Below are 14,173 nucleotides of genomic sequence, written 5' to 3'. Positions count from 1 at the left end.
ACTTTCCCCATTCTATCAATAAGTTGTCGTTGGAGCGCTTGTGACTTTTCTTTCTCAACTCTCAATACACGCAGATAAAGCATTCTTACGTCGTTTATTTGCAATCGCGTTACCAATTACACTGCAAAGCATGATGTTTTCAAGCCGAAGCCTCGTCGATGTTCTTATGCTTGGTCAACTTGGTGAAGCAGAAATTGCCGCAGTTGGAGTTGCTGCGCGCGCGACTTTCGTCACCACCATTATGTTAGTTGGGGTGACAACGGGTGGTGCATTGTTAACCGCTCAATATTGGGGGGCTGGCGATAAAGTTGGGGTGCGTCGCAGTACCGCTTTAACATGGATGATCGCAATGATGTTTGCTGCGATTGCTGTTGCTTTGTTTGTTGTTTTTCCACAGCCCATCATGAGTTTGACTACCGATTCACAAGAAGTGATTGAGCTAGGGGCCAGCTATCTCATTATTTCGTCGGTTAGCATGTTTGCTGTTGCATGTGTGGCCAGTATGTCGGTGGGCCTAAGGGCGATGTACCAACCAGGCTTAAGCACTTTTTTTAGTGGTATAGGCATTTTATCTAATGTGTTTCTTAACTGGGTTTTAATTTTTGGTCAATTAGGCTTTCCTGCTCTGGGGATTACGGGAGCAGCGATCGCAACGGTAATCAGTGGCGCGATCGAAGTAGGTTGCCTGTTTGGTTATCTATGGTTGAAAAAACACATAATCGCATTTGGTTGGGATGATATACGCGCAGGATTGGTCTTAGATAAAATTACGCGTTTCTTGAGCCTCTCTTTGCCAACCACATTTAACTTCTTGGCGTGGGCTGGTGGGCTGTTTGCTTATCACGCCATCATGGGGCAAGCAGGCGTACAAGGTTTGGCGGCACTTTCCGTAATGACACCTGTTGAGTCGATCGCATTGGCGATGATGATTGGTTTATCGAATGCGGCTGCAGTTCTAGTCGGGAACCAGCTCGGCGCTCGTAATTTTGAACCCGTTTATTATCAAGCATGGGCTACGGTCATTTTGAATGTGCTTATCGCATTTGTGGTCGCCGTCTTGTTGATAGTGTCAAATCAATGGATCCTTAATGCGTTTAGTGCACTGACAACAGACACTCGCGAGCTAGCTGAACAGTTTATGGTGATTCTTGCGTTGGGTGTCGTGCTACGCTCGGTGCCGATGATGGCGATTGTTGGTGTATTACGCGCGGGCGGTGATGTTAAGTTTTGTTTGTATCAAGACATCTTGGCGCAGTGGGTGATCGGGATTCCACTCGCAGCATTTGCAGCGATTTATCTCAATTGGGACCCACAATGGGTTTACTTACTCTTTTTGACGGAAGAAGTTGTGAAGTGGGCGATTTGCTTGCCAAGAATGGTTAGCCGAAAATGGATGAAAAACCTGATTGGCCAGTAAGGAGGAACAGAGTTTATTTTGGCTGCAAAAATCTGCTCAAAACGTCAACAAAATTAGCAACAGAAAGTGAATCGAGTTGCATTTGTACTTCCATAGTGTGATCAAGCATTCAAAATACTTTCTACTAACAGGATTTTAGTGTAGATTCTGATCCCAATTTTTAAACACCATCCGAGCGGCATAATCAATGTTAAAACTGTCAGACCTATGTAAAGGCTATGTAGACGGGGGAGAGTTTCACCCTGTATTACAAGGGGCAGAATTAACATTGCAGCAAGGCGACCAAGTTGCTCTGATGGGAGAAAGTGGTTCGGGTAAAAGTACTCTGCTGAATTTAATCGCCGGATTAGATACTGCTGACTCTGGTGAAGTGCAGTTTCCAAATTTTGCTATGCATGAAGCACCGGAGCATTTAAGAACCCTTTATCGCCGCAACAATATTGGTAATATCTTCCAACAATTCAACCTGCTTCCTACACTTAATATTGCCGACAATATTCGTTTTTGTCGTCAGTTAAAAGGTCTGCCGGAAGATAAAGAGTTGTGGCGTCAAATTCTTTCTGCTTTGGACTTAATGCCATTGCTAGGACGTTATCCGGAAGAGGCGTCTGGTGGTCAGCAACAACGTGCGGCGATTGCTCGCGCCCTTTATATGGAACCCAAAATCCTGCTTGCTGATGAGCCAACTGGTAGTCTAGATGAGCGAAACGCAGAAGCAGTAATGCGCTTATTAACGAGTCTCGCTCGCCAACTGGAGTGTACTTTGCTGTTAGTGACGCACAGTGAAAAAGTGGCCGCCCATATGGAAGGAAAGATTCGACTTCAAGGAGGGCAGCTACATGTTATGGCCCGTAGTTAAGGCACTACTCGGTCATTACCGTCGTTACCCTCTACAAATTATTCTTGTCTGGCTGGGATTAACTTTAGGCGTGTCCCTCCTTGTTGGTGTTACTTCTATCAACCAGCATGCAAAACAAAGTTATGCTACTGGGGAAAAGCTTTTCTCCAATCCTTTGCCATACCGAATCCGAACGAAGCACTCTGCCAATAAAATTCCTCAAGGTTTCTATATTCAGTTACGTCGAGCTGGGTTCAACCAATGTGCACCGTTTGACGTGCTGCATCTAGATGCCAAGACCGATATGAGCCTGATGTTGGTGGGGATAGATCCTGTCGCGATGATCCCACTACAACAAGGAAAATCGCTAGGTGAGATGCCTGTTTTATCACTAATGAAGCCTCCTTATCCTATTCTCGTTAGTCAAGATTTGGCCGCTTACATGAGTTGGCAGGATGGGGACTTCATTGAGATGAATGACGGAAGCCGTCTTGGGCCTATTCAAGTAGATAAGGACAAGATGCTTTCGGGTACTCGGCTGGTTACTGATATATCGTTGTTGCGTATGCTCAAGCGGAGCTCAGGTTTGTCTGCGATTTCTTGTGGCGAAATGCCAGAGGAAAAGCTGATAGCACTGAAAAACATGTTGCCAAACGGAATGACGCTCGTTAGGAATACGCGTACTGAGCTTGAGTCGCTAACTAACGCATTCCATATGAATCTCACCGCGATGGGAATGCTGTCGTTTTTGGTCGGGTTGTTTATTTTTTATCAAGCGATGTCTCTGTCTTTCATCCAGCGACAACGTTTGGTAGGTATTTTGAGACAGACTGGTGTTAACGGAACACAGTTAGCGCAAGCCTTATTGCTAGAGTTGTCTTTGCTCGTCTTTATTGCGTGGGCGTGTGGTAACTTTTTTGGCTTGATCTTAGCGAATGAACTTATCCCAGCAGTGTCTTCGAGCCTGAGTGATTTGTATGATGCCAACGTAGGTTTAACCATAGGATGGTCATGGCAATCTAGCTTATATAGCCTAATCATGGCAGCGATGGGTGCGTTGATATCGTGTCTGTGGCCATTAATCCGTTTGCTGAAGTCACAACCAATCCGCCTTTCTTCTCGACTGTCGCTAATGCGATTTGCTGGAAGAGAGTTCTCTTGGCAGGCGCTTGCGGCATGTGCGTTTTGTGTCGCTGCAATAGCGGTATATCAGGCGCCGAAAACACAAGAAACCGGCTTTGCAATTATTGCGCTGATGTTGGTTAGTGTGGCGTTGTTTATGCCATTTATTATGTGGCATATGTTCCAAAGTTTTTCTTATACCATGCGATGGGTTCGTGTCCGTTGGTTTTTTGCTGATGCAGCAGCCAGCATGAGCTATCGCGGTGTGGCTACGATGGCGTTTATGTTAGCGCTGGCGGCAAACATTGGTGTAGAAACAATGGTCGGAAGCTTTCGAGATACAACCGATAAGTGGCTAAATCAGCGATTAGCCGCTGATGTGTACATCTATCCGACCAACAATTCAGCCGCTAGGATGAGCGCATGGCTCCAGAATCAGCCAGAGGTGAACTCGGTTTGGTGGCGCTGGGAAAAAGATATGCCGACCGAGCACGGTGCTCTACAAGTTGTAAGTACGGGCTCTTCTGAAGGTGAGTTAGACTCACTTACCGTCAAGTTAGGTGTCCCAAATTACTGGTATCAACTGCACGCTACCAAGAGCTTAATGGTCAGTGAGTCGATGGCCTTGAAGCTGGATATCCGCCCTGGCGATTTCATTAACTTGCAAGAACCGCTTGGTGGTGATTGGCAAGTCGTAGGCGTTTACTACGATTATGGAAACCCATATAACCAGGTGATGATGTCGCACCGGAATTGGCTGTATGCATTTGCAGGTACGGGTAATGTTGGTCTTGGCGTAGTATTAAAAGATAACGTCAATGGAGAAGGGCTGAAAAATCGCTTAGAGAATGTATTCCGTCTCCCGCAAGATCGTGTGTTTGATAACGGTAATATTTATAGCCAAGCAATGAGAGTGTTTGATCATACCTTTGCTATAGCAGGAACCTTGGGCAATATCACGCTGATTATTGCCGTGTTTGGTTTATTCTTTGCGACGTTGGCAGGAGAACTTTCACGGCAGCGGCATTTTTCCTTATTAAGATGTATGGGTGTGTCCGGAAAAGAACTTGTCGTATTAGGTGGTTTGCAGCTATTCGTCTTCGGAGCCATTTCTGCGATTATTGCAGTGCCGCTCGGCTTGGCGCTCGCACATTTGATCGTTGATATTATCATTAAGCAATCATTTGGCTGGTCTCTAGAGCTTCAAACGATTCCATGGGAGTATGCTCAAACCATTGCTTGGGCGATGCTTGCCATTATGGTTGCTGGCGCATTGCCAGTTATTAGAATGATCAAAAGTACACCGATGAAGTCATTAAGGGACGCGTTGTAATGAAAAAAATGGGCTCTAAAAAACGCTTGTTGGTTTCAACGCTCATTGTTGTTACGTTCACTTTTCTGACTGGGGCTGCTTTTTACTCAACTTTTTGGTTAGAGGCGACAGCAACACGAGAAAGCGAACTTGATTCTATCTTAACGCGTGAAAATCAAACGATTTTCGAGCCTGTACTACCTAATGAGCATGTCTCTTTACCCTCAGACTTTCGCTTTCATCCCGAGTATCAGCATGAATGGTGGCACTACTTTGCGAAACTAAAAGATGAGCAAGGCAAGATCTACAATGTTCAATGGAGCTATTTTAGGGTTGCGACGGACGAGCGAGAAACCAGCGGTTGGCAGAACCCTCAATTGTACATTTCACATGTTGTCGTCAGTCATGGCTCGCATGTATGGAAAGAGCAACGGGTAGCTAGAGGTGGGATAGGCCAAGCTGGTATGATCAATCGTCCTTTCAGGTTATGGATTGATAATTGGACTTGGCGATCACTCGGTGCGACGCCTTTCCCGGGCAACTTGAATGTGAATACTGATACGTTTGGACTTGAGCTCAATACCATGACAAGCGGCCCCTTTGTCGTGAATGGAGACAAAGGTTTCCAAGTTAAACATGCGTTGCAATCTGTTGCTTCTTTTAGCTTCAGTGCTCCATTTTTAAAAGTAAAAGGTAGCTTAAGCTTAAATGGTAAGCGATTCTCAGTGACGGGTTCTGCTTGGGCGCAAAAAGAATGGGGCAGCGGCTTAATTGGTGAGGGGCAACAAGGCTGGGATTGGTTTGTTTTCAATTTAGATGATGGTCGAGCATTAACTGTTAGCCGTTATCGTCACCATGGGCAAACACCGCACGTATTTGGCACGTTGTCGACACGCTCAGGTAAAGTCATCAACCTCTCAGACGATGATATCAGTATTAAACCAATGCAAGTGACCAGTTTATCCAATGGAAGAAGGTTACCTTTGCAGTGGATTATCAATATTCCGAAGCATCAAATTAATTTGACTACCCGCATTATCAAGTCAGATATGTGGCTACCCTTTGTAATACCTTACTGGGAAGGGCCTACTTTAGCCTCCGGCTCCAATGAGGCTTGGGGCTTTATGCAGCTGACAGGCTATTGAGTTGTGAAGAAAACCACCCCCTACGGGTGGTTTTTTAGTGCGCGAAGCTTCGTAGCTTTTTCTCAAAAGTACGGGGTTATCATGATGGTACAAGCCGTGTTATGCTGATTTTCTCATCATCTTGATAAATATTTGGTGCGACAAAAACAAATACGATCTCCGATCAAAATTGAGTGTCATGTTGGAAAATACGATGTATAGTAAACTTAACATCGAAAAAACCGAAGTTTATACTCTGAAGAAGCGATTATTCTAAAGTTTTCGACAGCTATACACTCTTATCACTCTTTGTTAATCGTTTATTAAGATAATAAATATAAGGACGAAACCATGAACGATGTCATTCGTGACTTTTTCAAAATGGAATCAGCAGGTGGTATTCTTCTCGTAATTGCAGCGGCAATTGCGATGACCATTGCTAACTCACCGCTGGGCGAAACTTATCAATCTGTACTGCATACTTATGTATTCGGTATGTCAGTTTCTCACTGGATTAATGACGGCCTAATGGCTGTTTTCTTCTTACTTATTGGCCTTGAAGTGAAGCGAGAGCTACTTGAAGGAGCGCTAAAATCAAAAGAAACCGCAATTTTCCCTGCGATTGCAGCGGTTGGTGGTATGTTAGCCCCTGCTCTTATTTACGTTGCGTTTAATGCTAACGACCCAGAGGCGGTTTCTGGCTGGGCCATTCCAGCTGCGACGGATATTGCATTTGCTCTAGGTATCATGGCGCTACTAGGTAAGCGCGTACCAGTAAGCCTTAAAGTGTTTTTGTTAGCTCTCGCTATCATCGACGATTTAGGCGTGGTTGTTATTATTGCACTGTTTTACACAGGTGATCTTTCTAGCATGGCGCTGCTTGTTGGCTTCATCATGACTGGTGTCCTGTTCATGTTGAATGCGAAGGAAGTAACGAAACTGACGCCATACATGATAGTCGGCGCGATCTTATGGTTTGCGGTACTTAAATCTGGTGTTCACGCAACACTTGCAGGCGTAGTGATCGGCTTTGCTATTCCTCTTAAGGGTAAACAGGGCGAACATTCCCCACTTAAGCACATGGAGCATGCACTTCATCCATACGTGGCATTTGGTATCTTACCTCTATTCGCATTTGCAAATGCGGGGATTTCGCTAGAAGGCGTATCGATGTCAGGCCTAACTTCAATGCTGCCATTAGGTATTGCTTTGGGGCTACTGGTTGGTAAGCCTCTAGGTATCTTCACCTTTAGTTGGGCTGCTGTGAAAATGGGTGTAGCTAAGCTACCGGAAGGCATTAACTTCAAGCATATCTTTGCGGTATCTGTGTTGTGTGGTATCGGTTTTACAATGTCTATATTCATTTCCTCTTTAGCGTTTGGAAATGTAAGCCCTGAGTTTGATACCTATGCTCGACTAGGTATCTTAATGGGCTCGACGACAGCCGCGTTACTTGGCTACGCGTTACTGCACTTTTCTTTGCCTAAGAAAGCGCAAGCGTAAGATACACACTGTTTAGTAAAGCCTCCCATTCGGGAGGCTTTTTTATGTCTGCAGATCGGCACATCAACCACTTCAGGCTGGTTACTTTTGTGACCAACTAAGGTCTGGCTTATGGAGTTGGGGCAAATCATCGAAAGAGGCGCTTGGTAAATCTACAGGCGAAAAAAAGCCCAGCCGAAAATTTGACTGGGCGGATACAAACATAGGAGTTAATAAGAAAAAAGCAGCAACGTAACAATTAGATGGAAACAAGTTTGACGGCCAGTGAAACTTCAAATGCCCTAACTGTTACGTATATTCAGACCGAGCCTTTTCCAAACAGTTCCATTTTTTTTCAAAAAATTTCTACTTAATGCTTTCTAGCTTCTTACACACCCGAAAGTAATAGAAAAATCGAGATGGATTACCAACTTGGCGAAGTTACTAACTTCTGTGTTTCTCATTTTATCTCCCCTAGAACCGAAGATGTATTTCATTCTCTCGTCGCTCACTCCGAGCCGCCAAGGCTATTGTTAGCGTTTCAATTGCGATGGACTGAGAAATTTGATCGTTTTCTTCTGACAAGCTTCACTGGAGTATTCGATTGAATTTCAAAAGATTAGATCACACCTTTTATTGTCTGGTCAGACCAATTGGTTAAAGTGTGATGTTAATCATTTGTTAATCTGAAGTTTCGGGAGTATATTTTCAAACAGTTGTTTAATACGAGTGATTAAAATGGCCCCGAGAACATCAACAAAAGAAAAAATACTCGATGTCGCAGAAGGACTCTTTGCTGAACATGGCTTTAATGATACTTCGCTAAGAACGATAACAGGTAAAGCTAACGTTAACCTAGCATCGGTAAACTATCACTTTGGCGATAAAAAAACGCTGGTTAGAGCGGTTTTAGATAGGTATTTAGAAGCACTAATGCCGAGCATTAAGACTTCATTAATTGAGTTAAACACGCGCGATAGCTACAACATGGACGATGTCTTTGAGTCATTGCGATTACCTTTACGTACATTAAATGATGTACGCCCAAATGGTACTGCGCTATTTATGTTGTTAATTGGCCGCGGTTATACAGACGTTCAAGGTCATCTACGCTGGTTCATTACCACCAGATACGAAGAGGTACTGAACCTTTTCACTTTCTCGATAATGAAGGCGAACCCGGAACTATGTGAAGAACAGTTGTTTTGGCGACTGCACTTCACGTTAGGAACCTGTGTATTTACGATGGCTTCAAGCCAAGCTCTTTCGGAGCTGGCAGAAAGTAAGTTTGAAAAGGAAGTCGATGTGAAATCTGTCGTCGATTTACTGATTCCATATTTGTCAGCAGGAATGTCAGCAAAGCAGTTGGCATAAGACAAATAAGAAAGTTAAACCAATAATAAGATTATACCCCGAGCGGTTACGTGAACAAAAGGATCTGAACTATGAGCTCTCTACGAAGAAAATGGATTAGTGACCCGGCTTTTAAAGTGTTCAAAAAAGTATTGCCACCTCTGTCTAGCACCGAGAAAGAGGCGATGGAAGCGGGTAGTGTATGGTGGGATGCCGAACTATTCTCAGGCAAGCCAAACTTCACAACATTGCATCATTATCCAACGCCTACACTGACGGCAGAAGAGCAGTCATTTATGGATAATGAGCTTGAAACTCTGCTAGAAATGCTTGATGACCAGAAGATTGTCAAAGAAGACAGGGATTTACCGCCTGAAGTATGGGAGTACCTACGTAAAGAGCGATTTTTCTCTTTGATCATCTCGAAAGCATATGGTGGTCGTGAATTTTCCGCTTTGGCGAACTCAACCATTGTTTCTCGTATTGCGACTCGAAGTATCAGTACCGCGGTATCGGTAATGGTACCAAACTCTCTTGGCCCTGGTGAGCTGCTATCGCACTATGGTACGCAAGAGCAAAAAGATTACTGGTTGCCTCGTTTAGCTGATGGTACAGACATCCCTTGTTTCGCCCTAACTGGCCCTGAAGCGGGTTCTGATGCAGGTGGCATACCTGATCAAGGCGTGGTTTGTTACGGCACCCATGAAGGCAAAGAAGTGCTTGGCGTGCGAGTTAGTTGGAATAAACGCTACATCACGCTTGCGCCAGTTGCGACAGTGCTCGGGTTAGCATTTAAACTGCAGGATCCTGAAGGGCTACTTGGTGACAAGAAAGAGGTTGGCATTACATGTGCGTTGATTCCCGCTGACCATGAAGGTGTCGAGATAGGCGAGCGCCATGATCCTCTGGGGTCTGCGTTCATGAATGGTCCTACTCGTGGTGAAGATGTCTTCATCCCTATGGACTGGTTGATCGGTGGCGCTGATTACGCAGGTAAAGGTTGGCGTATGCTGGTTGAGTGTCTTTCTGCTGGTCGTGGTATCTCTCTCCCAGCGCTTGGCACAGCGATTGGTCACCTTACTACACGTACAACAGGTGCTTATGCTTACGTGCGTAAACAGTTTGGAATGTCGATCGGTAAGTTTGAAGGTGTTGCAGAAGCAATGGGGCGCATTGGTGGTCTTACTTACCTACTAGAAGCGACGCGTACGCTAACGACGACTTCTCTCGATATGAAAGAAAAACCTGGGATTGTAACCGCGATTGCCAAGTACCACATGACGGAAATCGCGCGTACCATTCTAAATGATTCGTTTGATATCCATGCGGGTCGTGCGATTCAAGATGGCCCAATGAACTATCTTGCTAAACATTACCTTGGTATCCCGGTTGCTATCACCGTTGAAGGCGCGAATATTCTGACTCGTAACCTGATGATTTTTGGTCAAGGTGCGACTCGATGTCACCCATATGTTCTAAAAGAAATGGAAGCCGCGGCGAATCCAGATTCTGAACAAGGTGCGAAAGAATTTGACAACTTACTCTTTAAACACATCAAGCACGCTCTCGGTAATACATTCGGTGCATTTGGTGCAGCACTAACTGGTTCTCGATTTGTTAACGCGCACATGAGTGGCCCAACGCAGCAATACTACAAAGACATTACTCGTCTCAGTCGTGCACTTGCAGTAAGTGCAGACTTTGCGATGTTAACCTTAGGTGGAGACTTGAAGCGTAAAGAAATGATCTCCGCACGTTTGGGTGATGGATTAAGCTATCTATATATGGCATCTGCTGCCTTGAAAAAGTATGAAGATGAAGGCCGTCAACAAGGCGATCTAGACTTCGTTCATTACGCTGTTCAACACTGTTTGTATAACGCTTCTAAGTCATTAAATGAGGCTTACACCAACTTCCCTGTGAAATACGTTGGCGGTGTGCTTAAGGGGCTATTGTTCCCGCTTGGTAATCATTTCAATAAGCCAAGTGATGAGCTGTGTGTGAATTTGGCTGAAGCGATGATGACACCAGGCGCGCAACGTGATCGCCTCACGCATCTGTGCTACATCGGAAAATCAGAGGATGACAGCGTAGGCTTAATGGAGAATGCATTCCTTGCAATGTACGACATTAAACCTTTGGAGCGTAAACTTATGAAGGCTGCGAAGGATGGTAAAGTGGCTCGTAAAGGTTTGCTGCATGACCGTTTGCAGCAAGCATTTGAAGCAGGCGTGTTAACTGAGCAAGAAATTGATCAAATCATGGCTGCAGATAAATTGCGCTACAAGGCGATTCAAGTTGACCACTTTAGTCATGACTTTTCTGAAGTGCGAACTCATAACCCAAAAAAGTCGCAGTTGAATCCGGCGGCATAATAGACAACTAATGTTAAGAAAAGCACCTCAATGAGGTGCTTTTTTGTATTCTTGGGGAGTGGATGGTGGGATAGTGCTCCAACCACTTGCCTTTTAAGAGCATTTTTACAGAAATTAGATGCGAAATCCCAACGAAACTTTTATCCTAACAAGGTTTTTTAAAGGAAGTTGAATATGATCATCAAACCTAGAATTCGTGGATTTATCTGTACTACAACGCACCCTGTTGGTTGTGAAGCTAACGTAAAAGAACAAATTGCGTACACCAAAGCGCAAGGTCCAATCAAAAACGCACCTAAGCGTGTTCTTGTTGTTGGTGCATCAAGTGGCTACGGTCTATCTTCTCGTATCGCTGCGGCATTTGGTGGCGGTGCATCAACTATCGGTGTTTTCTTCGAAAAAGAAGGTACTGAGAAGAAGCCAGGTACAGCAGGTTTTTACAATGCCGCTGCTTTTGAAAAGCTAGCGCGTGAAGAAGGTCTGTACGCAAAAAGCTTAAACGGCGACGCTTTCTCAAATGAAGCGAAACAGAAAACTATCGAGCTGATCAAAGAAGACTTAGGTCAAATCGATATGGTGGTTTACTCACTGGCATCTCCAGTACGTAAAATGCCAGAAACTGGTGAATTAGTTCGTTCATCTCTTAAACCTATCGGTGAAACTTACACATCAACGGCTGTTGATACCAACAAAGATGTGATCATCGAAGCTAGCGTTGAGCCTGCAACAGAAGAAGAAATCAAAGACACTGTCACTGTAATGGGCGGTGAAGATTGGGAACTTTGGATCAATGCGTTGTCTGATGCTGGTGTTCTTGCTGAAGGTTGTAAGACCGTCGCGTACAGCTACATTGGTACTGAGCTAACTTGGCCAATTTATTGGGATGGTGCACTAGGTAAAGCAAAAATGGACCTAGACCGTGCAGCGAAAGCGCTAAACGACAAGTTAGCAGCAACAGGTGGTAGTGCCAATGTTGCGGTACTTAAATCTGTTGTAACTCAGGCGAGTTCTGCAATTCCTGTTATGCCACTGTACATCGCAATGGTATTCAAGAAAATGCGCGAAGAAGGTGTACACGAAGGCTGTATGGAACAAATCTACCGTATGTTCAGCCAACGTCTATACAAAGAAGACGGTAGCGCGGCAGAAGTTGATGAGATGAACCGCCTACGTCTGGATGACTGGGAACTTCGTGACGACATTCAGCAGCACTGTCGTGAGCTATGGCCTCAAATTACGACTGAGAACCTAAAAGAGCTGACTGACTACGTTGAGTACAAAGAAGAGTTCTTGAAACTATTTGGTTTCGGCGTTGAAGGCGTAGATTACGAAGCGGATGTGAATCCAGCAGTTGAAGCAGACTTCATTCAAATCTAATCGAATCACAGACTAGATAACCAATAAACAAAAGGCGCTCATTGAGCGCCTTTTTGTATTTCATAGTCAAAGTGAGTATTAACTTAGTATTATCAGAATCGTACCAGCTAGCGTCATTAAAATATTCGCAATCGCATAGGTACCCGCATAACCAAGGGCAGGGATGGTGGACTTAGCGTAGTCGTTAACGACATCCATAGCTGGAGCGCAAGTACGGGCGCCAATAATGGCACCGAAGAGCAGGGCACGGTTCATCTTGAGTACGTGTGCGCCAACTAAGTAAGCCAGAACTACAGGCACGACACTGACAATAAATGCCAAACCAATGACTTTTGGACCTACTTGCGTTAGGTGCTCGAACATCTTTCCACCTGCACTTAGACCAATTCCCACCATAAAGAACATTAACCCTAGATCTTTGACCATATTCAGCGCCCCTTGTGGGACATAACCGAAAGTAGGGTGATTTGCTCGTAAGAAACCAAGCGTAATACCGGACAACAGAAGACCCACCGCATTACCCAAACTGAAAGACACCTGACCGAACGTCATTGTGATGAGGCCAAACAGAATACCCAAAATAAAGAAGCTACAAAAAGCGAGCAAATCGGCCATTTGACTGTGGATCGAGATGAAACCGATTTTTTCCGCCAGTCCATGTACTCGGCTTTTCTCGCCGCTCACTTGAAGGACGTCCCCTTTAGCGAGCACAATGTCTAAGTCCATAGGCATTTCAATCTGAGCGCGAACTACGCGGTTTAAGAAACAGCCAAACTCAGACAAATTCAAATCCGATAAACGCTTACCAGCGATAGCGTCACTTTTTACGACGATTTCTTCTTCAACGATGCGCAAATCAAGCAAGTTACGGTCGAATACTTCTTTACCATTACGGAAGCTAGGGTCTAAGCGAGCATGGCTGTCAGGGAAGCCAACCAGTGCAATTTCATCTCCCTCTTGCAAGATAGCATCACCATCTGGGTGGGCGAGAATACCATTGCGACGGATTCGTTCAATGTAACAGCCAGTTTGACGATAAATACCCAGTTCTCGCAAGTTTTTACCATCAGTCCAGTCAATTAGCTCTGGGCCCACTCGGTAAGCTCGAATAATGGGTAAATACACTTTTCTCTGGCTTGAATTTCCAAGGCCACGCTCTTGTGCGATTTGCTGCGCGGAATCAGAAAGGTTTTGTTTTTGCAGTTTTGGCAACAATTTAGCAAACATGATCATGCTAATTAAGCCGACCAGATAAGCCATCGCGTAGCCTACGGATAGATTTTCTAATACCAGAGAAAATTCCATATTCCGCGGTATAGTCGCAAGGCCAGAGTTAAGAGCATCTTGTGCACCAACCAGTACTGGCGTTGCGGTCAATGCGCCTGCCATCATACCGGCGGATAAGCCAAAATCGAGGCCGAAATAGTGACTCAAACCATACGTTAAGCTGACCGCAGACACGAGAACAGTCATGCTTAAAATAAAATAATGCTTACCATCTCTGAAGAATATACCAAAAAAGTTTGGTCCAGCTTCAATGCCAACGCAGTAGATAAACAGCATAAAGCCAATGGTTAAAGCTTCTGCATTAAATGAGAAACCAAGGTGGCCCATTACCAAAGAGGTAATAAGAACGCCAATAGAGTTGCCTAATTGTAATTTGCCAAATCGAATTTTTCCGATGGCAAGGCCAATGGCTAATACGACGAAGATTAGAAGGATAGGGTTTTGCTCAAGAAGGTATACGACGTCTATGTTCACTGTGTGGCTCGG

General features: G+C 44.7%; 9 protein-coding genes. 8 read left to right on the top strand and 1 reads right to left on the bottom strand.

All coding sequences use genetic code 11. The features are described from left to right. Nucleotides 1-40 precede the first annotated feature (40 nt). From NL626_RS01910 to fabV, 8 genes are all read left to right on the top strand, one after another. A complete protein-coding gene (locus NL626_RS01910; RefSeq protein WP_253656935.1) occupies nt 41-1,417 on the top strand; it encodes an MATE family efflux transporter in 1,377 nt (458 codons plus the stop codon). Nucleotides 1,418-1,604: 187 nt separating this feature from the next. Then, nucleotides 1,605-2,276, top strand: coding sequence for an ABC transporter ATP-binding protein (locus NL626_RS01905; protein ID WP_005378040.1), 672 nt, complete (start codon nt 1,605-1,607; stop codon nt 2,274-2,276). Continuing rightward, on the top strand, nt 2,257-4,710 hold the full coding sequence (locus NL626_RS01900; protein WP_005378038.1) for an ABC transporter permease: 2,454 nt from the start codon (nt 2,257-2,259) through the stop codon (nt 4,708-4,710). Before NL626_RS01905 ends, NL626_RS01900 begins: the two co-directional genes overlap by 20 nt. Further along, on the top strand, nt 4,710-5,834 hold the full coding sequence (locus tag NL626_RS01895; protein WP_253656934.1) for a lipocalin-like domain-containing protein: 1,125 nt from the start codon (nt 4,710-4,712) through the stop codon (nt 5,832-5,834). Before NL626_RS01900 ends, NL626_RS01895 begins: the two co-directional genes overlap by 1 nt. Before the next feature lie 330 nt (nt 5,835-6,164). After that, nucleotides 6,165-7,316 carry a Na+/H+ antiporter NhaA gene (gene nhaA, locus NL626_RS01890; RefSeq protein WP_005378034.1) on the top strand — a complete coding sequence of 384 codons (1,152 nt, stop codon included), beginning with the start codon at nt 6,165-6,167 and terminating at the stop codon, nt 7,314-7,316. Nucleotides 7,317-8,033: 717 nt separating this feature from the next. After that, the gene (locus NL626_RS01885) at nt 8,034-8,669 is read left to right on the top strand and encodes a TetR/AcrR family transcriptional regulator (RefSeq protein WP_005378033.1); all 636 of its coding nucleotides are present in this window, start codon (nt 8,034-8,036) and stop codon (nt 8,667-8,669) included. A 71-nt stretch (nt 8,670-8,740) separates the two neighbouring features. Next, nucleotides 8,741-11,023, top strand: coding sequence for an acyl-CoA dehydrogenase (locus NL626_RS01880; RefSeq protein ID WP_137281874.1), 2,283 nt, complete (start codon nt 8,741-8,743; stop codon nt 11,021-11,023). Nucleotides 11,024-11,197: 174 nt separating this feature from the next. Continuing rightward, nucleotides 11,198-12,400, top strand: coding sequence for an enoyl-ACP reductase FabV (fabV, locus tag NL626_RS01875; RefSeq protein ID WP_005388648.1), 1,203 nt, complete (start codon nt 11,198-11,200; stop codon nt 12,398-12,400). Nucleotides 12,401-12,478: 78 nt separating this feature from the next. Here the strand turns inward: fabV and NL626_RS01870 are convergent, their stop codons facing one another. Continuing rightward, nucleotides 12,479-14,161, bottom strand: coding sequence for an aspartate:alanine antiporter (locus tag NL626_RS01870; RefSeq protein WP_005378028.1), 1,683 nt, complete (start codon nt 14,159-14,161; stop codon nt 12,479-12,481). Nucleotides 14,162-14,173: the final 12 nt, after the last annotated feature.

This window comes from Vibrio sp. Y58_MX_L22, assembly GCF_024181865.1.
Classification (GTDB): domain Bacteria; phylum Pseudomonadota; class Gammaproteobacteria; order Enterobacterales; family Vibrionaceae; genus Vibrio; species Vibrio alginolyticus.
This window is presented reverse-complemented; position numbering and strand designations above follow the sequence as displayed.

Bases quoted from the DNA above. Each gene is read 5' to 3' on its own strand.
- NL626_RS01905 (WP_005378040.1), top strand. From the start codon at position 1,605: ATGTTAAAACTGTCAGACCTATGTAAAGGCTATGTAGACGGGGGAGAG.
- NL626_RS01900 (WP_005378038.1), top strand. From the start codon at position 2,257: ATGTTATGGCCCGTAGTTAAGGCACTACTCGGTCATTACCGTCGTTAC.
- NL626_RS01895 (WP_253656934.1), top strand. From the start codon at position 4,710: ATGAAAAAAATGGGCTCTAAAAAACGCTTGTTGGTTTCAACGCTCATT.
- nhaA (WP_005378034.1), top strand. From the start codon at position 6,165: ATGAACGATGTCATTCGTGACTTTTTCAAAATGGAATCAGCAGGTGGT.
- NL626_RS01885 (WP_005378033.1), top strand. From the start codon at position 8,034: ATGGCCCCGAGAACATCAACAAAAGAAAAAATACTCGATGTCGCAGAA.
- NL626_RS01880 (WP_137281874.1), top strand. From the start codon at position 8,741: ATGAGCTCTCTACGAAGAAAATGGATTAGTGACCCGGCTTTTAAAGTG.
- fabV (WP_005388648.1), top strand. From the start codon at position 11,198: ATGATCATCAAACCTAGAATTCGTGGATTTATCTGTACTACAACGCAC.